Origin of the sequence: Roseomonas sp. GC11, assembly GCF_024437745.1 — a bacterium.
Classification (GTDB): domain Bacteria; phylum Pseudomonadota; class Alphaproteobacteria; order Acetobacterales; family Acetobacteraceae; genus Pseudoroseomonas.
The window spans coordinates 16,673-41,726 of sequence record NZ_JANFNY010000017.1 but is presented as its reverse complement, the minus strand read 5'-3'; the positions used below and the strand labels follow the sequence as shown (position 1 = coordinate 41,726).

The 25,054-nt window shown below is 70.6% G+C and carries 27 protein-coding genes; 16 read left to right on the top strand and 11 right to left on the bottom strand.

The genetic code is table 11. The features are described 5' to 3' along the window. Nucleotides 1-35 precede the first annotated feature (35 nt). Nucleotides 36-458 carry a tellurite resistance TerB family protein gene (locus NON00_RS07435; RefSeq protein ID WP_256019219.1) on the top strand — a complete coding sequence of 141 codons (423 nt, stop codon included), beginning with the start codon at nucleotides 36-38 and terminating at the stop codon, nucleotides 456-458. 210 nt (nucleotides 459-668) lie between these two features. Beyond that, nucleotides 669-2,828, top strand: coding sequence for a prolyl oligopeptidase family protein (locus NON00_RS07430; RefSeq protein ID WP_256019216.1), 2,160 nt, complete (start codon nucleotides 669-671; stop codon nucleotides 2,826-2,828). Between the two features lie 98 nt (nucleotides 2,829-2,926). Here the strand turns inward: NON00_RS07430 and NON00_RS07425 are convergent, their stop codons facing one another. From NON00_RS07425 to groES, 3 genes are all read right to left on the bottom strand, one after another. After that, nucleotides 2,927-3,130, bottom strand: coding sequence for a cold-shock protein (locus NON00_RS07425; RefSeq protein ID WP_256019214.1), 204 nt, complete (start codon nucleotides 3,128-3,130; stop codon nucleotides 2,927-2,929). A 292-nt stretch (nucleotides 3,131-3,422) separates the two neighbouring features. Next, on the bottom strand, nucleotides 3,423-5,063 hold the full coding sequence (groL, locus tag NON00_RS07420) for a chaperonin GroEL (protein WP_256019210.1): 1,641 nt from the start codon (nucleotides 5,061-5,063) through the stop codon (nucleotides 3,423-3,425). Between the two features lie 52 nt (nucleotides 5,064-5,115). Further along, a complete protein-coding gene (gene groES / locus NON00_RS07415; protein WP_256019208.1) occupies nucleotides 5,116-5,406 on the bottom strand; it encodes a co-chaperone GroES in 291 nt (96 codons plus the stop codon). Nucleotides 5,407-5,662: 256 nt separating this feature from the next. On the opposite strand from groES, the gene NON00_RS07410 reads away from it, so the two are divergent. Further along, on the top strand, nucleotides 5,663-5,938 hold the full coding sequence (locus NON00_RS07410; protein WP_256019260.1) for an usg protein: 276 nt from the start codon (nucleotides 5,663-5,665) through the stop codon (nucleotides 5,936-5,938). 67 nt (nucleotides 5,939-6,005) lie between these two features. On the opposite strand, the gene NON00_RS07405 is transcribed toward NON00_RS07410, so the two are convergent. From NON00_RS07405 to NON00_RS07395, 3 genes are all read right to left on the bottom strand, one after another. Next, nucleotides 6,006-6,923, bottom strand: coding sequence for an AEC family transporter (locus NON00_RS07405; protein WP_256019207.1), 918 nt, complete (start codon nucleotides 6,921-6,923; stop codon nucleotides 6,006-6,008). 70 nt (nucleotides 6,924-6,993) lie between these two features. Then, the gene (gmk, locus tag NON00_RS07400) at nucleotides 6,994-7,623 is read right to left on the bottom strand and encodes a guanylate kinase (RefSeq protein WP_256019206.1); all 630 of its coding nucleotides are present in this window, start codon (nucleotides 7,621-7,623) and stop codon (nucleotides 6,994-6,996) included. Further along, on the bottom strand, nucleotides 7,620-8,525 hold the full coding sequence (locus NON00_RS07395) for a YicC/YloC family endoribonuclease (RefSeq protein ID WP_256019205.1): 906 nt from the start codon (nucleotides 8,523-8,525) through the stop codon (nucleotides 7,620-7,622). Before NON00_RS07395 ends, gmk begins: the two co-directional genes overlap by 4 nt. Nucleotides 8,526-8,564: 39 nt before the next feature. Between NON00_RS07395 and NON00_RS07390 the strand changes: the two genes are divergently transcribed. The 4 genes from NON00_RS07390 to NON00_RS07375 all read left to right on the top strand — a co-directional run bounded on the left by NON00_RS07390 (nucleotide 8,565) and on the right by NON00_RS07375 (nucleotide 11,653). Beyond that, the gene (locus NON00_RS07390; protein WP_370688686.1) at nucleotides 8,565-9,353 is read left to right on the top strand and encodes an SDR family NAD(P)-dependent oxidoreductase; all 789 of its coding nucleotides are present in this window, start codon (nucleotides 8,565-8,567) and stop codon (nucleotides 9,351-9,353) included. A 111-nt stretch (nucleotides 9,354-9,464) separates the two neighbouring features. Next, nucleotides 9,465-9,743 (top strand): metal/formaldehyde-sensitive transcriptional repressor, encoded by a 279-nt coding sequence (locus NON00_RS07385; RefSeq protein ID WP_256019203.1) that lies wholly within the window; start codon nucleotides 9,465-9,467, stop codon nucleotides 9,741-9,743. Between the two features lie 10 nt (nucleotides 9,744-9,753). Further along, complete coding sequence (locus NON00_RS07380) at nucleotides 9,754-10,809, top strand: nickel/cobalt efflux protein RcnA (protein ID WP_256019201.1); 1,056 nt, start codon at nucleotides 9,754-9,756, stop codon at nucleotides 10,807-10,809. Nucleotides 10,810-10,909: 100 nt separating this feature from the next. Further along, nucleotides 10,910-11,653, top strand: coding sequence for a gamma-glutamylcyclotransferase (locus tag NON00_RS07375; RefSeq protein ID WP_256019199.1), 744 nt, complete (start codon nucleotides 10,910-10,912; stop codon nucleotides 11,651-11,653). Nucleotides 11,654-11,817: 164 nt separating this feature from the next. Here the strand turns inward: NON00_RS07375 and mltG are convergent, their stop codons facing one another. The 5 genes from mltG to fabD form a co-directional block, all read right to left on the bottom strand. Next, the gene (gene mltG, locus NON00_RS07370; RefSeq protein ID WP_256019196.1) at nucleotides 11,818-12,789 is read right to left on the bottom strand and encodes an endolytic transglycosylase MltG; all 972 of its coding nucleotides are present in this window, start codon (nucleotides 12,787-12,789) and stop codon (nucleotides 11,818-11,820) included. Between the two features lie 132 nt (nucleotides 12,790-12,921). Beyond that, nucleotides 12,922-14,205, bottom strand: a complete 1,284-nt coding sequence (gene fabF / locus NON00_RS07365; protein WP_256019194.1) for a beta-ketoacyl-ACP synthase II — start codon at nucleotides 14,203-14,205, stop codon at nucleotides 12,922-12,924. A 49-nt stretch (nucleotides 14,206-14,254) separates the two neighbouring features. Next, complete coding sequence (locus NON00_RS07360) at nucleotides 14,255-14,494, bottom strand: acyl carrier protein (protein ID WP_076958170.1); 240 nt, start codon at nucleotides 14,492-14,494, stop codon at nucleotides 14,255-14,257. A 156-nt stretch (nucleotides 14,495-14,650) separates the two neighbouring features. After that, nucleotides 14,651-15,388, bottom strand: a complete 738-nt coding sequence (gene fabG / locus NON00_RS07355; protein WP_256019192.1) for a 3-oxoacyl-[acyl-carrier-protein] reductase — start codon at nucleotides 15,386-15,388, stop codon at nucleotides 14,651-14,653. Between the two features lie 14 nt (nucleotides 15,389-15,402). Next, the gene (gene fabD / locus NON00_RS07350) at nucleotides 15,403-16,359 is read right to left on the bottom strand and encodes an ACP S-malonyltransferase (protein ID WP_256019191.1); all 957 of its coding nucleotides are present in this window, start codon (nucleotides 16,357-16,359) and stop codon (nucleotides 15,403-15,405) included. Nucleotides 16,360-16,674: 315 nt separating this feature from the next. Between fabD and rpsF the strand changes: the two genes are divergently transcribed. The 9 genes from rpsF to NON00_RS07305 all read left to right on the top strand — a co-directional run bounded on the left by rpsF (nucleotide 16,675) and on the right by NON00_RS07305 (nucleotide 24,949). Continuing rightward, nucleotides 16,675-17,145 carry a 30S ribosomal protein S6 gene (rpsF, locus tag NON00_RS07345; RefSeq protein ID WP_256019190.1) on the top strand — a complete coding sequence of 157 codons (471 nt, stop codon included), beginning with the start codon at nucleotides 16,675-16,677 and terminating at the stop codon, nucleotides 17,143-17,145. A 6-nt stretch (nucleotides 17,146-17,151) separates the two neighbouring features. Continuing rightward, a complete protein-coding gene (rpsR, locus tag NON00_RS07340; RefSeq protein ID WP_256019189.1) occupies nucleotides 17,152-17,430 on the top strand; it encodes a 30S ribosomal protein S18 in 279 nt (92 codons plus the stop codon). Nucleotides 17,431-17,472: 42 nt separating this feature from the next. Continuing rightward, nucleotides 17,473-18,444, top strand: coding sequence for a DUF2232 domain-containing protein (locus NON00_RS07335; RefSeq protein WP_256019188.1), 972 nt, complete (start codon nucleotides 17,473-17,475; stop codon nucleotides 18,442-18,444). Between the two features lie 16 nt (nucleotides 18,445-18,460). Beyond that, on the top strand, nucleotides 18,461-19,030 hold the full coding sequence (rplI, locus tag NON00_RS07330) for a 50S ribosomal protein L9 (protein ID WP_256019186.1): 570 nt from the start codon (nucleotides 18,461-18,463) through the stop codon (nucleotides 19,028-19,030). A gap of 325 nt (nucleotides 19,031-19,355) precedes the next feature. Beyond that, nucleotides 19,356-20,627 (top strand): cyclopropane-fatty-acyl-phospholipid synthase family protein, encoded by a 1,272-nt coding sequence (locus NON00_RS07325; protein WP_256019184.1) that lies wholly within the window; start codon nucleotides 19,356-19,358, stop codon nucleotides 20,625-20,627. 134 nt (nucleotides 20,628-20,761) lie between these two features. Next, nucleotides 20,762-22,282 carry a replicative DNA helicase gene (locus NON00_RS07320; protein WP_256019181.1) on the top strand — a complete coding sequence of 507 codons (1,521 nt, stop codon included), beginning with the start codon at nucleotides 20,762-20,764 and terminating at the stop codon, nucleotides 22,280-22,282. 10 nt (nucleotides 22,283-22,292) lie between these two features. Beyond that, on the top strand, nucleotides 22,293-23,378 hold the full coding sequence (gene alr / locus NON00_RS07315) for an alanine racemase (RefSeq protein WP_256019179.1): 1,086 nt from the start codon (nucleotides 22,293-22,295) through the stop codon (nucleotides 23,376-23,378). A gap of 15 nt (nucleotides 23,379-23,393) precedes the next feature. Further along, nucleotides 23,394-24,176 (top strand): ABC transporter permease, encoded by a 783-nt coding sequence (locus NON00_RS07310; RefSeq protein ID WP_256019177.1) that lies wholly within the window; start codon nucleotides 23,394-23,396, stop codon nucleotides 24,174-24,176. Next, on the top strand, nucleotides 24,176-24,949 hold the full coding sequence (locus tag NON00_RS07305) for an ABC transporter ATP-binding protein (RefSeq protein WP_256019174.1): 774 nt from the start codon (nucleotides 24,176-24,178) through the stop codon (nucleotides 24,947-24,949). Before NON00_RS07310 ends, NON00_RS07305 begins: the two co-directional genes overlap by 1 nt. The last annotated feature ends 105 nt before the right edge of the window (nucleotides 24,950-25,054 follow it).

The following is a 25,054-nucleotide window of genomic DNA, read 5'->3' as shown; positions in this document are numbered from 1 at the left end:
CAACGCGATACGCGTTGCGCAGGAAGGAAGACCCGATGCCGCATGCCAAGATCCGCTTCTCGCCACAGGAGGCGCTGATCTGCGCCATGGTCCTGATGTCCGCCGCCGACCGCACCATGTCGGATGCGGAGCTGGCCATGATGTCGCGCCTGGTGCAGGAACTGCCCGTCTTCTCGGATTTCCACCCGCAGGAGATCGAGGCCGTCACCGAGACCTGCCTGCGCCTGCTGGAGCAGACGGACGGGCTGGACCGCGCCTGTGAGCTGATCCGCGACGCCCTGCCGCCCCGCCTGCGCGAGACCGCCTATCTGCTGGCCTGCGAGGTCGCCGCCGCCGATGGCGACGCCACCCAGGAGGAACTGCGCTTCCTCCAGGATTTCCGCATCAACATGGATATCGACCGCCTGATCGCCGGCGCCATCGAGCGCGCGGCCAAGGCGCGCTACCAGATCGTCTGAGCATCGTGCCTGTTGATGAGAGGGGCTTTGCCCCTCTCATACCTGCAAGGCAGTGCCTTGCAGCCACCAAAGGCCTGAGGCCTTTGGAAACCCATTTGCTGAAACACTGAAGGCGGGTGCAGGGGACCCTGTCCCCTGCTGGGGGTTGAGGGGGCAAGGCCCCCTCATTCTACCGTGGCCCGGAGCGCCACCACCAAAAAGGAAGACAACATGGACCCGCGCCCGACCCTGGAAGCCCCCGATGACGATCCCTGGCTGTGGCTGGAGGAGATCGAGGGCAGCCGGGCCCTGGCCTGGGTGGCGGAGCAGAATGCCCGCACCCTCGCCGCGCTGGAGGATGACCAGATGGCCGCCGATGCCGCCGGGCTGAAGGCGGCGCTGGACCGGCCGGGCAAGCTGCCCTTCATCAGCCGGCGCGGCGGTCTGGTCTATAATCTCTGGCAGGACGAGGCCCATCCGCGCGGCCTCTGGCGCCGCACCAGCCTCGCTTCCTTCCGCCAGGAGGCCCCGGACCGAGAGGTGCTCTGGGAGGTGCTGCTGGACCTCGATGCCCTGGCCCGCGAGGAGGGCGAGGACTGGGTCTGGGCCGGCTCCGCCCTGCTGCCCAAGGCGCTGGACCGCGCGCTGATCCGCCTCTCGCGCGGCGGTGGCGATGCGGTGGTGGTCCGCGAATTCGACCTCACCGCCCGGCGCTTCCTGCCCGAGGGCTTCACCCTGCCCGAGGCCAAGGGCGGCGCCGAATGGCTGGACCGCGACACCCTCCTGCTCAGCACCGCCCTGGGCGAGGGCAATGCCACCACCTCCGGCTATGCCCGCCGGGTGCGGCTCTGGCGCCGGGGCGAATCGCCGCTCGCCGCCCCGGTGATCTTCGAGGTGCCGGAGGCCAGCATGGCCGCCTGGGGCAGCGTGGACCGCGAGGCGGGGCAGGAAACCCTGGTCTTCATCGAGCGCACCGGCTTCTTCGACGCCACGGTGTGGATCGGCGACCGCACGGGGCCCCAGACCAAAATCCCCCTGCCGAGCGACGCGCATTATATGTGGCAGCGCGGCTTCCTCGCCGTGAAGCCGCGCACGCCCTGGGTGGTGGGCGGCACGACCTATGCCACGGATACGCTGCTCGGCCTCACCTTGGCCGATCTGCTGGCCGGGCGGGTGGCACCGCAGATCCTCTTCACCCCGGCGCCGCGCCGGGCGCTCCAGGGCTTCTTCTGGTGCGACGGGCGGCTGGTGCTGAGCATCCTCGACAACCTCGCCCCCGTCTTCGAGATCCTCACCCCCGGCGCGGGGCCGTGGCAGCGGGCCGAGATCCCGGACCTGCCGCGCATCGGCGTGGTCAGCCTCTGGCCGCTCGACGCCGATGAGGAGGAGTCGGATGGCAGCCTGCTGGTGATGGCGCAGGACCCGGTGACGCCGCCGCAACTGCTGCTGGCCGATGCCAAGGCCCCCGCCACCCCGGCGCTGCTGAAGGCCTCCACCCCCAGCTTCGTGGCGGAGGGGCTGGTCGTCACCCGGCATGAGGCCGTCTCGACGGATGGGGAGCGCATTCCCTATGTCCAGATCGGCCCGCGCGGGGAGGCCAGCGGACGGGCACCAGGGCGGGCGGCGGTGCATCTCTCGGCCTATGGCGGCTTCCAGGTCTCGCGCCTGCCCTCCTATTCGGCGGTGACGGGGCGGCTCTGGCTGGAGAAGGGCGGCACGGCGGTGATCGGCCAGATCCGCGGCGGCGGCGAATTCGGCACCGCCTGGCACGAGGCCGGCCGCCGCGCCCTGAAGCGCCAGAGCCATGATGATTTCGCCGCCATCGCGGCCGATCTCGTCGCACGCGGCGTCACCGTGCCGGAGCGCATCGCGGCCGAGGGCGGCTCGAATGGCGGGCTGCTGATCGCCAATATGCTGACGCGCTATCCGGAGCGCTTCGGCGCGCTGTTCTGCACCATCCCGCTCATCGACATGCGGCGCTACACTAGGCTGCTGGCGGGGGCGAGCTGGATCGCCGAATATGGCGACCCGGACATCCCGGAGGAATGGGACTTCATCCGCGCCTTCTCCGCCTATCACGCGGCGGAGCCGGGGCGGCGCTACCCGCCCATCCTGCTGGCGACGACGCGGCGGGATGACCGCGTCCACCCCGGCCATGCCCGCAAAATGGCCGCCAAGCTCCAGGCCATGGGCTATGATGCCCATTTCTATGAGCCCGAGGCGGGCGGCCATGGCTATGGCAAGGACAATGGCGAGGTGGCCCGCTTCGCCGCCCTCGGCGCGGGCTTCCTGCGCCGTGCTCTTGAGAGGGGCTTCGCCCCTCTCTGCACCTGCGCGGCAGTGCCGCGCAGCCACCAAAGGCCTGAGGCCTTTGGGAACCCATTTGTTTAAATTCTAAACGGATGGCGGGTGCAGGGGACCCCGTCCCCTGTCCAGGGGAAAGAAGGGGGGAGTTTGAGGGGGCAAAGCCCCCTCAACGGCCGTAACCTTCAGAGCGGCTTGAGGTTGGTGGCGGCGGCCTTGCCGCGCTCCATGGCCACGTCGTAGCTGATCTTCTGGTTCTCGTTCAGGCCCTGCAGCCCGGCCTTCTGCACGGCGGTGATGTGGACGAAAACGTCCTTGCCACCATCCTGCGGGACAATGAAGCCGAAACCCTTGGTCGCGTTGAACCACTTCACGGTGCCGATCGCCATGCGACGCACTCCTTGTTCGCGCGGCGGTGGCACAAGCGCCTCCGCCTGTTGACCCAGCCGGAATCCCGGGACGGCTTGTGGGCGACCGGGTCTCCGGAGGCACGGCAAGGCGAGCGGAAGCGGTTGGCCCCGGTAGTGGGGCAGATCGTTAATGCGGTGTCAATTTAAACCAGAGGAACCGGTCACGCTTTCGCAATAAAATCCCACAACGCGAAAAGGGGCGGCCCTGGCGGGCCGCCCCCTTCCTCAAGTCTCTTTCTGAAGCCTGGGCGTGAACCCTGATCCCGAAGGATCAGAAGTCCATGTCGCCGCCCATGCCGCCCATGCCACCCGGAGCGGCCGGAGCCTTCTTCTCGGGGCGCTCGGCGATCATCGCCTCGGTGGTGATCAGCAGGGACGAGACGGAGGCCGCGTCCTGCAGAGCCGTGCGGACGACCTTGGTCGGGTCGATGATGCCGGCCTCGACCAGGTTCTTGTAGGCGTCGGCCTGGGCGTCGTAGCCGTACTCGTAGGTGTCGTCGCGCAGGACTTCACCGGCGATCACGGCGCCGTCCTTGCCGGCGTTCTCGGCGATCTGCTTCAGCGGCACCTGGATGGCGCGGCGGACGATCTCGACGCCGACCTTCTCGTCGTTGTTGGCGACGGCCACGTCGGAGAGCTTCAGGCTGGCGCGCAGCAGGGCCACGCCACCACCCGGAACGATGCCTTCCTCGACGGCGGCGCGGGTCGCGTGCAGGGCGTCGTCGACGCGGTCCTTGCGCTCCTTCACCTCGACCTCGGTGGAGCCACCGACGCGGATGACGGCGACGCCACCGGCCAGCTTCGCCAGGCGCTCCTGCAGCTTCTCACGGTCGTAGTCCGAGGAGGTCTCCTCGATCTGCGCCTTGATCTGCTCGACGCGGCCCTGGATGTCTTCCTTGGAGCCGGCGCCGTCGACGATCGTGGTGTTCTCCTTCTCGATGCGGATGGTCTTGGCCTGGCCAAGCATCTGCAGCGTGACGGTCTCGAGCTTGATGCCGAGATCCTCGGAGATCACCTGGCCGCCGGTCAGGATGGCGATGTCTTCCAGCATCGCCTTGCGGCGGTCGCCGAAGCCAGGAGCCTTGACGGCGGCGATCTTCAGGCCACCGCGCAGCTTGTTGACGACCAGGGTGGCCAGGGCCTCACCCTCGACATCCTCGGCCACGATCACCAGCGGGCGGCCGGACTGCACGACGCTCTCCAGCAGCGGCAGCATCGGCTGCAGCTGGGACAGCTTCTTCTCGTGGATCAGGATGTAGGGGTTGTCGAGCTCGGCGATCATCTTCTCCGCATTCGTGATGAAATACGGGGAGACATAGCCGCGGTCGAACTGCATGCCCTCGACGACGTCGAGCTCGGTCTGGATGCCCTTGGCTTCCTCAACCGTGATCACGCCCTCGTTGCCGACCTTCTCCATCGCCTCGGCGATCATGCGGCCGATCTCGGCCTCGCCATTGGCGGAGAGGGTGCCGACCTGGGCCACCTCGGCGGAGGTGGTGATCTTGCGGGTCTTGGCCTGCAGCTCCGCGACGATCACGGCCACGGCCTTGTCGACGCCGCGCTTCAGATCCATCGGGTTCATGCCGGCGGCCACGGCCTTGGCGCCCTCGCGGACGATGGCCTGGGCCAGCACGGTCGCGGTGGTGGTGCCGTCACCGGCCAGGTCGTTCTGCTTCGAGGCCACTTCGCGCACCATCTGGGCGCCCATGTTCTCGAACTTGTCGGCCAGCTCGATTTCCTTGGCGACGGTCACGCCGTCCTTCGTGATGCGCGGGGCACCGAAGGACTTGTCGATGACGACGTTGCGGCCCTTCGGGCCCAGCGTCACCTTCACGGCGTCGGCCAGGATGTCCACGCCGCGCAGCATGCGCTCACGGGCGTTGGCGCCGAACTTCACGTCCTTAGCAGCCATGGTTCTCTACCTCGTCTGATCTGTTGGAAAGAATGGGGTCCGCGCGCCGAAATCAGGCGGCGATCACGCCCATCAGGTCGGATTCCTTCATGATCAGCAGCTCTTCGCCGCTGATCTTGACCTCGGTGCCGGACCACTTGCCGAACAGAACGCGGTCACCAACCTTCACGTCGAGGGCGACGAGGTCACCCTTCTCGTTCCGGGCGCCGGAACCGACGGCGACGATCTCGCCTTCCATCGGCTTCTCCTTGGCGGTGTCGGGGATGATGATGCCACCCGCGGTCTTTTCCTCGGCGGTCAGCCGGCGGACGACGACGCGGTCATGCAGGGGACGAAACTTCATGGCCCTCTCCTGACGCCCTTCAATGGCGCATTCAGCGACGGTTGCCTCGGCCGGCGGGCAAGCCTGTTAGCACTCACCCCCGGCGAGTGCTGACGATCTAGGAAACTCTGCGAGTGCCGTCAAGCGCCAAGCAGCACTCCCGCGCAATGAGTGCCAAGGCACTGTTTTGAAGTCATTTTTCTTGCAATTTCGCAAGGGGCTCATGGCATGCTGGTCCTCCCGGCCCGGGGGTGGACCAGAACGGAGACCCATGCCGATGCTGCTACGGGATATCGAGGCCATTGTCCGGCTGCCCGATTGGCACCTGACCACGGCGGAAATCCTCTACCACCTGCCCGATCATCCGGGCCTGTTGCAGAGTTTCGTCTGGCAGAAGCTGGACCGCGCCCCGAAATTTCCGGAGCTGCACCGTTTCCTGGCTTTCTGGCAGAAGGAGATCGAGGGCCCGCTGCACAGCGTGCGGGTGGCTTCGGCTGCCCTGACCCAGCCGGCCGAGTTCCGTTATGCCCAGGGCATTTTCACCCTTCACTGAAGGCGGGGTCCGGGGTGGCCCTGCCACCCCGGCGGGGTCCAGGGGCAGCGCCCCTGGCCTTTGTCTGTCACAGCACCGCGAGCAGAAACGCGAGCGTCCCCACCGAGATGATGGTGGAGAGCAGCACGGTGGCCCCTGAGCGGTCCGCCCCCGCCGCGTAGCGCCGGGCCATGAAGAAGGCATTGGCCCCGGTGGGCATGGCGGCGGCGAGCACGGCGACGGCGGTGGGCAGTTGCGGCAGGCCGATGGCCCAGGCCACCAGCCAGACCAGGGCGGGCATCAGCAGCAGCTTCAGCGCCGTGCAGAGCAGGGCGGAGGGCCAGTCCCGCCGCGCGTCGAAGGCCAGCAGGCTGGCGCCCAGGCAGAACAGCGCCACCGGCGGCCCGGCCATGCCGGTGGTCTCCAGGAAGCGCCGCAGCACGGAGGGCACTTCCAGCCCCGACTGGTAGATGACGAACCCCGCCAGCACCGCCATCACGATCGGGTTCTTCAGCACCGAGAGGAAGGTGGATTTGGCGATGGCGCCGATCGGCGCGCGGGCATTGTGGGCGATCTCCCCCACCACCGTGCCGAGCGGCAGCAGGATGAGCGAGTGCAGCCCGATGATGGCCAGCAGCTGCGACAGCCCCGCCTGCCCATAGGCGGCGATGACCAGCGGGATGCCGATCATCCCGGTATTGCCGAAGGCGGCGTTGAGGGCGAAGGTTCCCCCCTCCCCCAGCTTCATCCGCAGCGCGACGCGCGAGAGCAGCAGCGCCAGGGCATAGGCGGTGAGGCAGCCGGTGAAGAAGGCGAAGGCGGTGGGCCCGCCATTGGGGTGCGGCGAGGTGGCGCCGTTGATCAGCAGGCAGGGCATGGCGAGGCGGAAGACGAAATCCGTCATCCCGCGCAGCGCCTCCTCGGAAATCCATTTCTGGCGGGCGGAGATGTAGCCGATGCCGATCAGCAGGAAGATCGGCGCCACGACATTCAGCAGCGTGTGCATCAGGGTGCCTTCACGGGCGGCGGCGCGGGCCAGGGCCGGGAAGCCCGGAGGGGCGCCGCCGCCCTGCCCTTCACGGCCGCAGCAGGCCGTCGATGAAGCCGGGCAGCCAGGGCTGCCGGGCGCGCGTGCTGCGCGCGGCGTGGATGATGGCGCGCACGGCATCCACCGTCTCGTGGAAGTCGTTGTTCACCAGGACATGGTCGAAATCGTCCCAGTGGCTGATCTCGTCGCGGGCGGCACTCATACGGCGGGCAATCTCTTCAGCGGAATCCTGCCCGCGGCCATGCAAGCGCCGTTCCAGCTCCACGAGGCTCGGCGGCAGCAGGAAGACGCTGACGACATCGGCCGGCAGCGCCTGGCGCAGCAGCCGGTGGCCCTGCCAGTCGATGTCGAACATCACATCCCGCCCGGCGGCCAGCGCCTGCTCCACCGGCGCGCGCGGCGTGCCGTAGCGGCGGCCGAAGACATGGGCGCTCTCCAGCATCTCGCCGGCGGCCTCCATCGCCTCGAACTGCTCCAGGCTGCGGAAGAAGTAATGCACCCCCTCCTGCTCCCCCGGGCGCGGCGCGCGGGTGGTGGCGCTGACGGAGAGGCGAAGCTCCGCCTCGCGCTCCAGCAGGGCGCGGCTGACGGAGGATTTCCCGGCCCCCGAGGGCGCCGAGAGGACAAGGCAGATGCCGCGTCGGGAGATCCGGTTCATTCGATGTTCGCCGCCTGCTCGCGCAGCCGCTCGATGGCGGCCTTGAGGTCGAGGGAATGGCGCGTCAGCGCCAGGGAGGCCGATTTGGCGCCCAGCGTATTGGCCTCGCGCCCGAATTCCTGGGTGAGGAATTCCAGCCGCCGGCCCACCGCCTCGCCGCTGGCCAGCAGGGCGCGCGCCGCCTCCAGATGCGCGCCGAGCCGGTCCAGCTCCTCCCGCACATCGGATTTCTGGGCCAGCAGCGCCACCTCGGCGGCCAGCCTTTCCTCCGGCACGCGGCTCTCGCCCTCCAGCAGTTCGGCCAGGGCGGCGGTCAGGCGGGCGCGGTGGGCGGCGGGCTGGCGCGCCGCCTCGGCCAGCGCGGCCGCGCGCAGCGCCGCGATCTCGTCCAGCAGCGCGCCCAGGATGGCGTCCAGCTTCTCCCCCTCGGACTGGCGGGAGGCGGCGAGCGACTCGAGCGCCCCGGCATAGGCGGCGGCGAGCGCGGCCTGCTGCGCGGCCTCCTCGGCCTCCGCCTGCTCGGGCGTCGCGGCGGCGGTGGCGGGGCGCAGCACGCCGGGCAGGGCCAGCACCGACTCGGCGCGCGGCGGCGGGCAGCCCGGAATCCGCGCCGCCACCGAGAGCACCAGGGCCAGCGCCTGCTCCAGCGCCGCCGGGTCGGGGGCGAGGCGCGGCGCCCGCTCCTCCCGCTTCAGCGTCAGCGTGGCGGAGATGTTGCCGCGCCGGAAGCGGGCGGTGGTCGCCTCGCGCAGCGGCGCCTCCAGCCGGTCCATCCCGGCGGGCAGGCGCAGCCGCACATCCAGGCCGCGCCCGTTGACGCTGCGCAGTTCCCACACGTAACCCGTGCCATCCGGCAGGGTGCCCGCGGCGCGGGCAAATCCGGTCATCGAAGAGAGGGCCATGCGGCGCCTTCTCTGCCCCTCGGCCACAGGATGCAAGGCATGGCGAACATTCCCTGGCGACGCATCGCCATCACCGGCGCCTCCTCCGGCCTGGGGCGGGCCCTGGCGCTGGCCTGCGCCACGCCGGGGGCGGTGCTGCACCTGGCGGGGCGCGACGCGGCGCGGCTCGCCGGCAGTGTCGAGGCCTGCCGCGCCCAGGGCGCCACGGTGGCCGGGACGGTGCTGGATGTGCGCGACGCCGCCGCCTGCGCCGCCTGGATCAGCGGGATGGAGGGGCTGGACCTGCTGCTGGCCAATGCCGGCATCTCCGGCGGCACCGGCGGCCAGTCCGAGCCGGCGGCCCAGGTGCGCGCCATCTTCGAGACCAATGTGCAGGGGGTGCTCAACACCGCCCTGCCGGCCCTGGAAACAATGGCCCTCCAGCCGGCGGGGGCGGATGGGGTGCGCGGGCGCGTCGGCGTGGTGGCCTCGGTGGCGGCCTTCGTCGCCGCCCCCGGCGCCGCCGCCTATTGCGCCAGCAAGGCCGCCATCCAGCGCTGGGCCGAGGCCACCGATGCCACGGAACGCGCCCGCGGCCTGCGCCTGCATGCCATCTGCCCGGGCTATATCCGCACGCCGATGACGGCGGTGAACGAATTCCCCATGCCCTTCATGATGGAACCGGAAGAAGCCGCCAGGAGGACGGTGGAGGGTCTCAAAAAGGGCAGGACGCGCATCGCCTATCCCTGGCCGACCTACGCCATGGCCCGCATCGCCGGGGCCCTCCCCCTCGGGCTGCGCGCCTGGGCGGCAAGCCGCCTGCCCGCCAAGCCGCGACAGGGAAGCTGAAGAAAAGCCAGGGGGCTTCGCCCCCTGGACCCCCACCAGGAACCTGAGGTTCCTGGACCTCCCGGCAGAAAACACTCGGCCTATATACCCTACCCCCCCTATGCTATAGGCATGACGCACACGATTCACGGGAAACAGAAGCTCCTCGCCCGCACCCGCCGCCTGCGCGGGCAGATCGAGGCCGTCGAGCGCGCGCTGGAAGCGGAGGAGGGCTGTGACAAGGTGATGCACCTCCTCGCCGCCGCCCGCGGCGCCCTCGCCGGGCTGATGGGCGAGGTCGTCGAGGACCACATCCGCCACCACCTCGTGGACCCCGAACGCCACCCCGGCGCCCTCGACGAAAACGCCACCGAGGAACTCCTCGACGTCATCCGCAGCTATCTGAAGTGAGGGACAGGCCATGACCGGCTTCGCCGACCTGCTGCGGGAAGGCAGCGCCCATGCCTGGCTCTTCATCCCCTCCGCCATCCTGCTCGGCGCGCTGCACGGGCTGGAGCCAGGGCACTCCAAGACCATGATGGCCGCCTTCATCATCGCCATCCGCGGCAGCATCGGGCAGGCCGTGCTGCTCGGCCTCGCGGCGGCCTTCTCCCACACGCTGGTGGTCTGGGTCGTCGCCCTGCTCGGCCTGCACTATGCCGGGCGCTTCGACGCCGCCACGGCCGAGCCCTATTTCCAGCTCGCCTCCGGCCTCATCGTCATCGGCGTGGCGCTGTGGATGCTCCGGCGCATCCGCCAGGACCAGGACCAGCGGGACCCTCACCATCACCACGCCGCCTACCACCACATCCCCACGCCGGAGGGCGAACTCACCCTGGAGATCTTCGAGGACGGCGTCCCCCCGCGCTGGCGCCTGCACACGCGCCGCCCGCCCCAGGGCATCACGCTGGAGACCCTGCGCCCGGATGGCACGCGGCAGGGCTTCACCTTCACCGCGCGCGGCGCCTTCCTCGAATCGCGCGAGGAAATCCCGGAGCCCCACGCCTTCACCGCCCTGCTGCGCCTGGCCCCCGGCGAGGCCCCGCACCGCCTCGCCTTCGCCGAAGACGATCACCACCACGGCGAGGAGCACGGGGCCGGCGACGCCCATGCCCGCGCCCATGCCGCCGAGATCGAGCGCCGCTTCGCCGGCCGCGCGGTGACAACGCCACAGATCGCCCTCTTCGGCCTGACCGGCGGGCTGATCCCCTGCCCCGCCGCCATCACCGTGCTGCTGCTCTGCCTGCAACTGCGCGAATTCGCCCTGGGCGCCACGCTGGTGACGGGCTTTTCCATCGGCCTCGCGGCGGTGATGGTCACGGTCGGCGTGGCCGCGGCGGTGGGCGTGCGGCAGGCCGGGCGCCACTGGTCCGGCCTTTTCGACCGCGTGGCCGCCCGCGCCCCCTATGCCTCGGCCGCGCTCATCCTGCTGGTTGGCCTCTACATGGGCTGGAGCGGCTGGGCCGCCCTCGCCTGACACACCCGCAAAGAAATCCCGGCACCGGCACCGCCGGCGGTTCCAGGGGGGGTGGTTTTGCTGGCATATCCCGGCTTTCGCTCCCCACCGGAGGCGCGGCTTGGCCGACCCTGAGAAACTCCCCCCCGCCCCGCTCGCCGGGGAAGCCGCCCTCGCGGCGGAAGGCCCCGCCGCGCCGGACCTGCTCTCCCGCGAGTCGCTGCGCAGCGGCGCGGTGGACCGCATGGTGCGCGAGCGCGCCGACCTGCCCCTGCTGACCGAAGCCGAGCGCGCCGCCTCCCTCCGCCACACCCTGGCGACGCGGCCCGAAGGGGCGGCGCATGTCTGGCTCTTCGGCTATGGCTCGCTGATCTGGAACCCCACCATCCTCTATGCCGAGAGCCGGCGCGCCCGCATCGAGGGCTGGCGGCGGCATTTCTGCCTCTCCACCCCGGTCGGGCGCGGCTCGCCGGAGAATCCCGGCCTCGTCCTGGCGCTGGATGCGGGCGGCAGTTGCGAGGGCGTCGCCTTCCGCCTGCCGGATGAGGCGCTGGTGGAGGAACTCTCCCTGATCTGGCAGCGGGAGATGCTGACCGGCGCCTATATCCCGCGCTGGATGCCCCTGCTCGGCGAGGATGGCCAGGTCTTCGGCCACGGCATCGCCTTCGTCATCAACACCGCCGCCCCGCAATATGCCGACCTGCCGGAGCCGGAGGTGGTCCGCCGCCTCGCCACCGCGCGCGGCGAACTCGGCAGCGCGGCGGAATACCTGTTCAACACACGCGAGGGGCTGCGCCAGCTCCACATCACGGACCCGCTGATCGAGCATCTGGCCCAGGCCGTGCAGACCGCGCAGGAGCGCTAGCCTCCTGGGAGGGCTCCGCCCTCCCAGACCCAGCTTGCTCTGTCCCTGGGAGGGCTCCGCCCTCCCAGACCCTCCGGCCGGGGTGGCACGGCCACCCCGGACCCCGCGTTCAGTAAAGCTCCAACGAATGTGGGGGTCCGGGGGAACTCAGTTCCCCCGGCGCTTTACTCACTTCGGCTCCGCTGCCGCTCGATGGCGCGCCAGCGGGCAACGTTGCGGTTATGCTCCTCCAGCGTGCGGGCGAAGGCGTGCCCCCCGCTGCCATCCGCCACGAAATAGAGATCCTCGGTGGCGGCGGGCTGGAGCACGGCGCGCAGCGCCTCCACCCCCGGGCTGGCGATCGGCCCCGGCGGCAGCCCGCGGTTGCGGTAGGTGTTGAAGGGGTGGTCGCGGTCCAGGTCCGCCCGCGTCAGGGGGCGGTCCAGCGTGCCGCCCTCCGCCGCCGCATAGGCCACCGTCGGGTCCGACTGCAGCGGCATGCCGCGCCGCAGCCGGTTGAGGAACACCCCGGCGACGCGGGCACGCTCCTCCCTCACCCCCGTCTCGCGCTCGACGATCGAGGCCAGCACCAGCGCATCGCGCGCCGAGGCGAGGGGCAGGCCCTCCGCCCGCTCCTTCCACAGCCGCTCCAGCGTCTCGCGCATCGCCACCCCGGCGCGGCGCACCAGCGCGGCGCGGCTGTCACCCCATTGATAGGCATAGGTCTCGGGCAGCAGCTCGCCCTCGCCGAAGGCCGGGGTGTCGCCCGCCATCCCCTCCGCCTGGGTGATCAGCGCGGCCATCTGCCGGGCGGTCAGCCCCTCGGGCAGGGTGAGGCGGCGCTGCACCGGGCGGGCGCTGCGCAGCACCTCCAGCACCTCGCGCAGCGAGGCCCCGGCCGGGAAGAGATATTCGCCCGCGCGCAGCGGCCCCTCCCCGCGCGTCAGCCAGACGGCGGCGGGGAACAGCCAGGGCTCCCGCAGGGCGCCGCGTTCGGCCAGGGTCCGGGCGATGGTGTCGGTGCCGCCGCGCTCGACCACGATGGCGGCCGGCTGGGGCAAGGGGCCGGGGGAGAGATAGTGCTCCCGCGCCCACCAGGCGCCGCCGCCACCGGCCAGCAGGACCAGGGCACAGGCCGCCAGGAGAAATCTGCGCATCAATCCGCCTTTGTCAGTGCCGGGCGAAGGCCGGGGAGCCTTGCCCTCCACGGCGGGAGAGATGGGAGGGCACGGGGGGCCTCGCAGCCCCCCGGCCAGTCACGCTTCCGCAGGCGCTGCCGCGAAGGGGCCTCAGGGCGCCTTGCGGAACAGGATGGAGGCGTTGGTGCCACCGAAGCCGAAGCTGTTGGACAGCGCGACCTCGATCCTGCGGGGCTGGGCTTCCAGCGCCACGCGGTCCACCACGCTCTCCTTCGAGGGCTTGTGCAGGTTCAGCGTCGGCGGCGCCACCTGGTCGCGCAGCGCCAGGATGGAGAAGATGCCCTCGACCGCGCCCGCCGCGCCGAGCAGATGCCCGGTGGCCGACTTGGTGGAGGACATGGCGAGGCCCTTCGCCGCATCGCCGAACATGCGCTCGACCGCTTCCAGCTCCAGGTCGTCCCCCATCGGCGTCGAGGTGCCGTGGGCATTGACGTACTGGATCTGGTCCGGCGTGAGCCCGGCACTCCTCAGCGCCGCCTTCATCGCCCGGTAGGCGCCATCATGGCCCTCCGCCGGGGCGGTGATGTGGTAGGCGTCGCCGGACATGCCGTAGCCGATCACCTCGCCATAGATCTTGGCGCCGCGCTTCTTCGCGTGCTCGTACTCCTCGAGCACCATGACGCCCGCGCCCTCGCCCATGACGAAGCCGTCCCGGTCGGCATCCCAGGGGCGGGAGCCGGCGGTGGGGGTGTCGTTGAAGCCGGTGGACAGGGCGCGGGCGGCACAGAAGCCGGCCATGCCGATGTCGCAGATCGCCGCCTCGGCCCCGCCGGCCACCATCACATCGGCATCGCCGAGCGCGATGAGGCGCGCCGCGTCGCCCAGCGCGTGGACGCCGGTGGCGCAGGCCGTGACCACGGCGTGGTTCGGGCCCTTGAAGCCGTATTTGATCGAGACATGGCCGGAGGCCAGGTTGATCAGGGCGGAGGGAATGAAGAAGGGCGAGAGCCGCCGCGCCTTGCCCTGGGCCACGAGCTGGGCATTCTCGGCGATGGTCGGCAGGCCGCCGATGCCGGAGCCGATCATCACGCCGGTGGCGTTCTTCTCGTCCTCCGACTCGGGCACCCAGCCGGAGTCCTCGACCGCTTCCGTCGCCGCCACGAGGGCGAACTGGATGAAGCGGTCCATCTTTTTCTGGTCCTTGACCGGGATCCACTCGTTGAATTCGAGCTTCCCCTCGGCCTTGGAACCGGCCGGGACCTCACCGGCGATCCGCGCCGGCAGGTCCTTGGCATCGAACAGGCTGATCGGGCCAATGCCGCTCTCGCCCGCCAGCATCCGCTGCCACACATTCGCGACGCCGACGCCAAGCGGGCAGGCAATGCCCATCCCGGTGACGACGACGCGGCGCGGCGTCGTCAGAGAACCGAACACGCGTTATCTCCCCAAGGGCGTACGCAAAGGTGGCGCGGAGGGAAGGCCTTCAGGCGGCCTTCTGCGCCTCGATGTAGTCGATCGCGTCCTTGACGGTCGTGATCTTCTCGGCCGCATCGTCCGGGATCTCGACGCCAAAGGCCTCTTCGAAGGCCATCACCAGCTCGACCGTGTCGAGGCTGTCGGCGCCCAGGTCGTCGATGAAGGAGGCGGTGTCGGTCACCTTGGCCTCCTCGACGCCGAGGTGCTCGACAACGATCTTCTTCACCTTCTCGGCGGTATCGCTCATCGCCCGAGTCTCTCCTGCTTGCAGACGCTTGCCGGCTGCCCTGCCGGGGACGATCCCCGGCCTCAGACCGCGCGGCATTAACATGGAAGCCGGCCGGGGAACAGATTTCCCGCGGGAACTGATACCCGAGGAAAACGGATTCCCGGCCCGCCCGTTTCAGGGCATCGCCATCCCGCCATTGACGTGGAGGGTGGTGCCCGTCACCCAGCTGGCCTCGTCAGCGGCCAGATAGGCCACCGCCGCGGCAATGTCATCGGCCTCGCCCATCCGGCCGAGCGGAATCCGCTCCATCAGCCGTTCCTTCTGCTGCGCGTTCAGCGCATCGGTCATCGGCGTGCGGATGAAGCCCGGCGCCACCACGTTCACCGTGATGCCGCGGCTGGCCAGTTCCTGGGCCAGCGACTTGCTCATGCCGATCAGCCCGGCCTTGGCGGCGGAATAATTCGCCTGCCCCGGATTGCCGGTCACGCCGACGATCGAGGCGATGGAGATGATGCGCCCCGCGCGGCGCTTCATCATGCCGCGCATGGCGGCGCGGGCGAGGCGGAAGGGGGCGGCCAGATCGACCTCCAGCACATCCGCCCAGTCCTTGTCCGACATCCGCATGGCCAGGCCATCGCGGGTGAAGCCGGCATTGTTGACCAGGATGTCCAGCCGGCCCAGCCCGGCCTCCACCTGCTCCACCAGGGCGGCGGGGGCGGCGGGGTCGGAGAGGTTGGCGGGGGCGACGAGGACGCCCTCCCCCAGCTCGGCCGCCAGCTCGGCCAGCACCGATTCGCGCGTGCCGGAGAGGGCGACCTTCGCCCCCTGGCGGTGCAGCGTGCGGGCGATGGCGGCGCCAATGCCGCCCGTGGCGCCCGTCACCAGCGCCACCTTGCCATCCAGTCGGAACATCGCGCGGGCTCTCCTCAGAGCGTCTTCAGGAAGGCCTCGATCTCGGCGGGGGAGCCCACCGACATCGCCTGGGCCTCAGGGGCGAGGCGCTTCATCAGCCCGCTCAGCACCTTGCCGGCGCCGATCTCGATGAAGCGGTCGCAGCCGAGCCCGGTCATGGTGGCCACGCATTCACGCCAGCGCACCGTGCCCGTTACCTGGCGGACGAGCAGGTCGCGGATCTCGGCCGGGTCGGTCGCCTTGGCGGCGGTCACATTGGCCACCACCGGCACCAGCGGCGCGCGCAGCTCCACCGCGGCCAGGGCCTCGGCCATGGCATCGGCGGCGGGCGCCATCAGCGAGCAGTGGAAGGGGGCGGAGACCGGCAGCAGCATGGCGCGCTTGATGCCCTCGGCCTTGGCCAGGGCCACCGCGCGCTCCACCGCGCCGCGATGGCCGGAGATCACCACCTGCCCGCCGCCATTGTCATTGGCGGCCTCGACCACCTCGCGCGCGCCCTCGGGGGCAGTAGCGGCGCGGGCGCAGATTTCCTGCGCCTGGGCCATCTCGGCGCCGAGCAGCGCGGCCATGGCGCCGAGGCCGGCGGGCACCGCCTTCTGCATCGCCTCGCCGCGCAGCCGCAGCAGCCGCGCCGCGGTCGCGATGTCGAGGCTGCCCGCCGCCGCCAGGGCGCTGTATTCGCCCAGGCTGTGGCCGGCCACCAGGGCGACGCGCGCCTTCAGGTCCAGCCCGCCTTCCTTCTCCAGCACGCGCAGCACGGCGAGGCTCATGGCCATCAGCGCGGGCTGGGTGTTGGCGGTCAGCGTCAGCTCCTCGGCCGGCCCCTCGAAGATGAGGCGGGAGAGGTTCTGCTTCAGCGTCTCGTCGACCGCCTCGAACACCTCGCGGGCGGGGGCGAAGGCCTCGGCCAGCTCGCGGCCCATGCCGACGGCCTGGCTACCCTGGCCGGGGAAGACGAAGGCGATCGACATGCTGTGACGGCTTTCCTCAGGATGGTCCCCGGTCCAGGGCGCCGCCAGGGCGGACCCTTCCGGGAATATTCGGTGTCTGAGGGTGGGCGGGGTAACGGGGAGGAAACACCCTGTCAACGCCAGCGCGCCATCCGGGGCGAATCGGGCGCGAATCCGGGCCGGGCTGTGGCCTTTCTGCTTGCTGCGGGGCGGGAAATATGGTTCTAGCGCGGCTCCCCTGCCGGGCGCGTGAGGCATCACGCCCGGCTATGCCCGTTTGCGCCCTCCGGCATGGGCCGGAGCGGACCCGGGCTGAGACAGCCACAGGGAGATCCCATGCCGCTGTACGAGACCGTGCTGATCGCACGTAACGACCTGACGCAGGCGCAGGTCGAAGCCATCGCCGACCAGGTCGCCAGCGTCGTCACCGAAGCCGGTGGCGAGGTGAAGAAGCGCGAATACTGGGGCCTGCGTGGCCTGGCCTACCGCATCAAGAAGAACCGCAAGGGGCACTACATGCTCCTCGGTCTCGACTGCGCGGCGGCCGCGGAGCAGGAAGTGGCCCGCCAGCTCGGCCTCAACGAGGACGTGCTGCGCCACATGACGATCCGCATCGAGGCGATCGACGACGCCCCCTCCGCCATCCTCGCCAAGCGCGGTGACGACCGCGAGCGTGACCGCGGCTTCCGCGGCCCGCGCCCGGCCGCCGGCCGCTTCTCCTCGGGCCGCCGCGAGCGGAACGACGACCGTGAGGAATATCGCGCCCGCTCGCGCGACGAAGCCGACGTGAACGGCGGCGAGGAGTAATCGATCATGTCCGACACCACCGAGCTGAACATCGCCGCCCGCCGCCCCGCCGTGGGCGCCCGCCGGCCGTTCTACCGCCGCCGCAAGTCCTGCCCCTTCTCCGGCCCGAACGCGCCGAAGATCGACTACAAGGACGTGCGCCTGCTGTCGCGCTTCCTGAGCGAGCGCGGCAAGATCGTCCCCTCCCGGATCACCGCCGTGTCGGGGAAGAAGCAGCGCGAGCTGGCCAACGCCATCAAGCGCGCCCGCTTCCTGGCCCTGCTGCCCTACGTCATCAACGACTGACGGCAGCGGACGGGACCAGGACCTGACCGCAGGACCGGCACCTTGGCAACGGGCAGCCCCCCGACTGGCCTGACCGACGATCCCCGCCTCCTGGCGGGGGCGGCGGGCGGGCTCGTCTCCGCCATCGCCGCGCTGGCCGCCTTCCGCGGCCTGCCCGGCGGCATGGGGCTGTTCTGGCTGTCGCCGCTGCCGCTGTTCCTCGCCGGGCTCGGCTTCGGCCAGCTCGCCCTCGGCATCGCCACCGCCACCGGTGCGCTGGCGATCCTCGCCACCGCCGGCGGGCTGCCGCTGCTGTTCTGGCTCGCCCTCTATGGCGGGCCGGCGCTGCTGCTGGTGACCACCGCGCTGCGTCCCCAGGAAGGCTCCGCCCCGGCGGGTCCGTCCATGGGGCAGTCCCTGGGACAGGCCGGGGGGCAGCGCCTGGGGCTCGGCCTGCCGCTGGCGCTGCTCGGCCTCTGGCCGGCCGGCCTGCTGCTGCTGGTGGCGCTCGCCGCCGGCGATGGCGGGCTGGAGGGCGCGCTGCGCGAGGCGGTGGAAACCGGCATGGCCCGCATGGGCGCCACCGCCTCCGAGGCGGTGGTGCAGCAGATCATGCGGCTGCAGGCCATGGCGCTGTCCCTCTGGACGGCGCTGGTGCTGGTGGCGAACGCCGCCGGCGCGCAGGGCTTCCTGCTGCGCCGCGGCCTCGCCCTGGCGCCCTCCCCGGCCTGGCGCGCCGCCCGGCTGCCCGTCTGGTACCCGGCCCTGCCGGGCATCGCCGGGCTGCTCTGGGCGCTCGCCGATGCGGGGGGGGACCTGCTGCCGATGTCGCTCTGCCTCGTCCTCGGCGTGCCGCTGGTGCTCCAGGGGCTGGCGGCCATGCACACCCGCCTCGCCGGGTTCAGCGGGCGCCTGCCGCTGCTGATCCTGCTCTACGTCCTGATTCTCGTCTTCAGCCTGCCGGGCGCCCTGATCCTCGTGGCGCTCGGCCTCCTCGAACAGTACGGGCGCCGCAACCCGCCCGCCAACATGTGAGATCGGGGTTACACCGATGATCGAAGTCATCCTGATGCAGCGGGTCGACAAGCTCGGCCAGATGGGCGAGCTGGTGAAGGTCCGCCCGGGCTATGCCCGCAACTTCCTCCTCCCCAAGGGCAAGGCCATCCGCGCCAACAAGGAGAACCTCGCCCGCTTCGAGCGTGAGCGCGCCCAGCTTGAGGCCCTCAACCTCAAGCGCCGCGAGGAGGCCGAGCGCGTGGCCGAGCGGATGGACGGCCTGACCGTCGTCATCATCCGCCAGGCCGGCGAGTCGGGCGGCCTCTACGGCTCCGTCTCCAGCCGCGACATCGCCGACGCCGTCAAGGACGCCGGCCTGACCGTGGCCCGCAGCCAGGTGCTGCTGGAGCAGCCGATCAAGACCCTGGGCATCACCCAGGTGAAGGTCGAGCTGCATCCGGAAGTCCTGCTGCCGGTCGCCGTCAACGTCGCCCGCTCGGTCGAGGAAGCCGAGAAGCAGGCCCGCGGCGAGGACCTCCGCGCCGAGCAGCAGGCCGAGGAAGAGAGCCTGGAGGCCGAACTGGCCGCCGAGCTCTCCGAACTGGGCGCCGCCACGGAAGAGTGATCCCGCGCCCCTCCCCAGGGGCCAGGAGCACAGACCGGAAGAAACCTCTCCCCCACCCGGGGAGAGGTTTTTTTTCAGGCTGCCGCTTTTCTGTCAGGCTGCCGCCGTCTGGTGGAGAGGCGGGGCGCCAGGGCTGCGACCGGGCGCGGGTGGGGCGGGAGCGAACAGGCCCACGGGCCGCGCCGCCACCGCGGCGATGCCCCGCCATCGCTTCGCCACCAAAATTTCATGGAGAAGTCGTAAACTCTCTCCCATCCGCTTGAATGGACAGTAACCCAGACCCATCCCAGGCTTCATCGGCTGTGGAGAAGGAAAGGTCCGGACAATGCTGTTCGACCGCGTTCTGTCCCGCATGATCCGTTGCGGGACCCTGACGGTTCGCTATCCCGATGGCACCTGCCGCGTCTATCGTGGCACCGACGGCCCCTCCGCCGGGATGAATATCCGCACCCGCCGCGCCGAATGGCGGTTGCTCACCAACCCCGCCCTGGCCCTTGGCGAGGGCTATATGGACGGGGAGATCACCCCGCTCGACGGCTCCCTCTACGAGATGATGGACGTGCTGGTGCTGAACCTGATGGCCCATGGCCACCCGGCCGAGGCGCTGATGGAAAAGCTGCGCTGGCTGCGCCGCCATCTGGACCAGCTGAACCCCGCCAGCCGCGCCCGCCGCAACGTGGCGCACCACTACGACCTCAATGGCCGGCTCTATGCCCTCTTCCTCGACCGGGACCGGCAATATTCCTGCGCCTATTTCCCCACCGGGCAGGAAACCCTGGAGGAAGCCCAGGAGGCCAAGAAGCGCCACATCGCCGCCAAGCTGAAGCTCGACCAGCCGGACCTCACCGTGCTGGACATCGGCTGCGGCTGGGGCGGCATGGCGCTGTACCTGGCGCGGGAATATGGCGCCCGCGTCACCGGCATCACCCTCTCCACCGAGCAGCTTCAGCTGGCCCGCGCGCGGGCGGAGGAAGCGGGCCTTGCCGACCGCGTCCGCTTCGAGCTGATGGATTACCGCGACTGGCGGCAGCCGGTGGACCGCGTCGTCTCCGTCGGCATGTTCGAGCATGTGGGGATCGACCATTACCGCGGCTTCTTCCGCACCCTGCGCGGCGCGCTGAAGGAGGATGGCGTGGCCCTCATCCACGCCATCGGCCGCAGCGACGGGCCGGGCAGCACCAACCCCTGGATCGCCCGCTACATCTTCCCCGGCGGCTATTCCCCGGCCCTCTCGGAGGTGCTGCCGGCGGTGGAGAAATCCGGCCTCTGGGCCACCGATATCGAAATCCTGCGGCTGCACTATGCCCAGACCCTCGCCCACTGGCGCCGCCGCTTCGCCGCCAACCGCGACGCCATCCAGAGCCTCTACGATGAGCGCTTCTGCCGGATGTTCGAGTTCTATCTGGCCGGCTCGGAACTCGCCTTCCGCCGCATGGGGCATATGAACTGGCAGCTGCAGCTGACGCGCCGGGTCGATACCCTGCCCCTCGCCCGCGACTACATGATCCAGGCCGAGGCCAGGGGGCTTTGCCCCCTGGACCCCCACCAAGACGCTGAGGTTCTTGGATCTCCCGTCAGTTTGAAGCGTCCTGACTGATGGCGGGGTTCGGGGTGGCCCCGCCACCCCGGCGGGGGTCAGGGGGCGGAGCCCCCTGTTTCCCTCTCGCATCATCCCCGTTATCCACAGGGCGAGCCTCGCCTGCCGGGGCGGGTCCGGTCTAGATTAGGCGCATGAACAGCGTTCCCCCGCCCGGTGAAGGGCTGCTTGGCCTGTCGCAGCGCCTCCCCCCCTCCAATTCCCAGGCGGAACAGGCGTTGCTGGGCGCCCTGCTGGCCAACAACAAGGCCTATGAGCGCGTCTCCGAGTTCCTCGCGCCCGAGCATTTCGCCGACCCGGTGCATGGCCGCATCTTCGCCGCCATCCAGCGCCGCATCGAGGCCGGGCAGCTGGCCGATGCCGTCACCCTGCGCGCCGAGTTCGAGCATTCCGGCCTGCTCGATGATGTCGGCGGCTCCGCCTATCTGGCGCGACTGCTCTCGGCCATGGTCGGCATCATCAATGCCGGCGAATACGGCAAGGTCATCCATGACTGCTGGCTGCGCCGCCAGCTGATCGACCTCGGCGAGACGGTGGTGAACCGCGCCTTCGGCGCCGAGGAGGGGCTGGAAGCGCGCGAGCAGCTGGAAGCGGCCGAGCAGGCGCTGTTCGACCTCGCCAAGGATGGCGGCTCGGAGGGTGGCTTCGTCACCTTCAACCGCGCCCTGACCGATGCGGTGAGCCTGGCCGAGAAGGCCTTCACCAGCGGCGGCGGCGTCTCCGGCCTGCCTTCCGGCCTGCGCGACCTCGATGCCAAGACCGGCGGCCTGCACCCCTCGGACCTGGTGATCCTCGCCGGCCGCCCCGGCATGGGCAAGACGGCGCTGGCCACCAAGATCGCCTTCGGCGCCGCCAAATCCCTGCTGCGCGCGGCGGAGGATGAGCACGGCCCCGGCGCCGTGCCGCGGGGCGGCTGCGCCCTCTTCTCCCTCGAAATGAGCGCGGACCAGCTCGCCACCCGCCTCCTCTCCGAGGAAAGCCGCATCTCGGGCGACCGCATCCGCCGCGGCGAGATCCAGCAGCGCGATTTCGACCGCTTCGTCGAGGTCAGCCGCGACCTCGCCCGCCTGCCGCTCTTCATCGACGACACGCCGGCCATCACCATCTCCGCCATGCGCACGCGCTGCCGCCGCCTCAAGCGCACGCGCGGGCTGGACCTGATCGTGGTCGACTACCTCCAGCTGATGCGCCCCGCCGCCGGCTCCCGCCCCGAGAACCGCGTGCAGGAAATCAGCCAGATCACCCAGGGGCTGAAGGCCATCGCCAAGGAACTGGCGGTGCCGGTCATCGCCCTGTCCCAGCTCTCCCGCCAGGTGGAGAACCGCGAGGACAAGCGCCCGCAGCTGGCCGACCTGCGTGAATCCGGCTCGATCGAGCAGGATGCCGATATGGTGATGTTCGTCTACCGCGACGATTATTACCTGAAGATGCAGGAGCCGAAGCAGACCAACTTCGACAACCTGGAGAAGTTCGAGGCCGCCCACACCTCCTGGCGCGACCGCATGGAGAAGGCCTACAACCGGGCCGACCTGATCGTGGCCAAGCAGCGCCACGGCCCCACCGGCACCATCCCGCTCTTCTTCGAGGCGGAGTTCACCCGCTTCGGCGACCTGGACATCACGCACGGGGACCAGCATGGCGGCAGCGACTACTGAGGCGGACAGCATGGACACTCTCCGCCCGCTGGCGGCCTTCGAGGGCGAGCTGGTCATCGATCTCGGCGCCATCGTGGCCAATTGGCGCGACCTCTCCGCCCGCCACGCCAGCGGCCCGGTGGCCGGGGTGGTGAAGGCGGATGGCTATGGCCTCGGCGCCGCCCCGGTGGCGCGCGCCCTGGCGGAAGCCGGCTGCCGCCACTTCTTCGTCGCCCAGTTCGCCGAGGGTCTGGCCCTGCGCGAGGCGCTCGGCCACGGCCCGATGGTGGGCGTGCTCGGCGGCTTCCCGCCCAATGCCGATGGGGGCGCTGATGGGGGCGCCGGCCTCACCCCCGTGCTGAACAGCCCGGAGGACATCGCCGAGGCGCGCGCCGCCGGCCGCACCGGTGCCATCCTGCATGTGGATACCGGCATGGAGCGGCTGGGGCTGAACGCCGCGCAGCTGGGCGCCGTGGCCGGCGACCTCGCGGCGCTGGGCCTGCGCTATGTCATGACGCATCTGGCCTGCGCCGATGAGCCCGCCCACCCGCTGAACGTGGTGCAGGCGGCGCGCTTCGCCGCCGCGCGGGCGGCGCTGCCCGGCCTGCCCGGCAGCTTCGCCAATTCCGCCGGGCTGTTCCTGGGCGAGGCCTGGGCCTCCGACCTCGCCCGCCCCGGCTGCGCCCTCTACGGCATCAACCCGACGCCGGGCCGGCCCAACCCGATGCGGCAGGTGATGCGCCTCACCCTGCCCATCCTCCAGGTGCGGCAGGTGCCGGCGGGCACCAGCGTCGGCTATGGCGCGACCTGGACGGCGGCGCGGCCCAGCCGCATCGCCACCATCGCCGCGGGCTATGCCGATGGCTATCTCCGCGCCCTCTCGGGCAAGGGCATCGGCGTGCTGCACGGGGTGGCGGTACCGCTGGCCGGGCGCGTCTCGATGGACCTCATCACCCTCGACATCACCGATGCGCCGGAAGCCCGACCGGGGGACCGGGTGGAGCTGGTCGGCCCGGCGCAGACGCCGGACCAGGTGGCGGCGCTGGCCGGCACGATCGGCTATGAGATCCTCACCTCCCTCGGCGCCCGCTACCGGCGGCGCTACCTCCCGGCATGAAGCGGTAGCCGCGACTTGACCCTGATCCTCTCCTTCCTGGCGGCCATCGGGCGCGGCGCGCTGGGCGCCTGCCGCGCCCTCGGCGCCGTCGCCCTCTTCGCGCTGGCGGGCGTCTCGCATGTGGTGCGGCCGCCCTTCTACCCGCGCCTCGTGCTGCGCGCCTTCCTGGAGATCGGCTATTTCTCCCTGCCGGTCGTCTCCCTCACCGCCGTCTTCACCGGCATGGTGCTGGCGCTGCAATCCTATTCCGGCTTCTCCCGCTTCGGGGCGGAAAGCGCGATCGCCAATGTCGTCGTGCTCTCCATCACGCGCGAGCTGGGCCCGGTGCTGGCGGGGCTGATGGTGGCCGGGCGCATCGGCGCCGCCTTCGCCGCCGAGATCGGCACCATGCGCGTCACCGACCAGATCGACGCGCTCACCACCCTCTCCACCAACCCGATGAAGTATCTGGTGGCGCCGCGCCTGCTGGCGGGCACAATCGCCATGCCGCTGCTGGTGGTGGTGGCCGATATCCTGGGCGTGATGGGCGGCTGGCTGGTGGGCACCACGCAGCTCAACTTCACCTCCATCACCTACCTCACCTCCACGCTGAACTTCGTCCAGCCGGAGGATGTCCTCTCCGGGCTGGTGAAGGCGGCGGTGTTCGGCTTCGTCATCACGCTGATGGGCTGCTACCACGGCTATAACAGCCGTGGCGGCGCGCAGGGCGTGGGGGCGGCGACCACCAGCGCCGTCGTCGCCTCCTCCATCCTCATCCTCGCACTCGACTATGTGCTGACCGCGATGTTCTTCGGCTGATGAGCACCCCCCCCAAGATCCGCCTGCGCGGCCTGACCAAGCGCTTCGGCGCCAAGACGGTGCTGGATGGCGTGGACCTCGACATCCAGGCCGGCCAGGGCATGGTCATCCTGGGCGGCTCGGGCTCCGGCAAGTCTGTGACGATCAAGTGCATCCTCGGGCTGATCCAGCCCGATGCCGGCAGCATCGAGATCGACGGCCGCGACATCCTGCGCATGAAGCGGCGCGAGCGCGAGGCGCTGAACGACCGCATCGGCATGCTGTTCCAGAATGGCGCGCTGTTCGACAGCCTGCCGGTCTGGGAAAATGTCTGCTTCAAGCTGCTGGCGCAGAAGCGCATCACCCGCGCCCGCGCCCGCGACCACGCGGCGGAGGTGCTGGCCCAGGTCGGCCTCGCCCCCAGCGTCGGCGACCTCTCGCCCAGCGAGCTCTCGGGCGGCATGCAGAAGCGCGTGGGCCTGGCCCGCGCCATCGCCGCGCGGCCGGAGATCATCTTCTTCGACGAGCCGACCACCGGCCTCGACCCCATCATGGGCGCGGTGATCGACGGGCTGATCGTCGACTGCGTGAAGACGCTCGGCGCCACCGCCGTCTCCATCACGCATGACATGGCCAGCGCGCGGCGCATCGGCGAGACGGCGGCCATGCTGCACAAGGGCCGCATGGTCTGGACCGGCCCCGCCGCCACCCTGGGCCACAGCGGCAACCCCATGGTGGACCAGTTCGCCAATGGCGAGCGCGAAGGGCCGATCACCATGGAACTGCGGAAGTAACCAGGGGGCTCCGCCCCCTGACCCCCGCCGGGGGGACAGGGTCCCCCCGGACCCCGCCATCAGAAAGCGCCAACGGATCGCGGGGTCCGGGGTGGCCGCGCCACC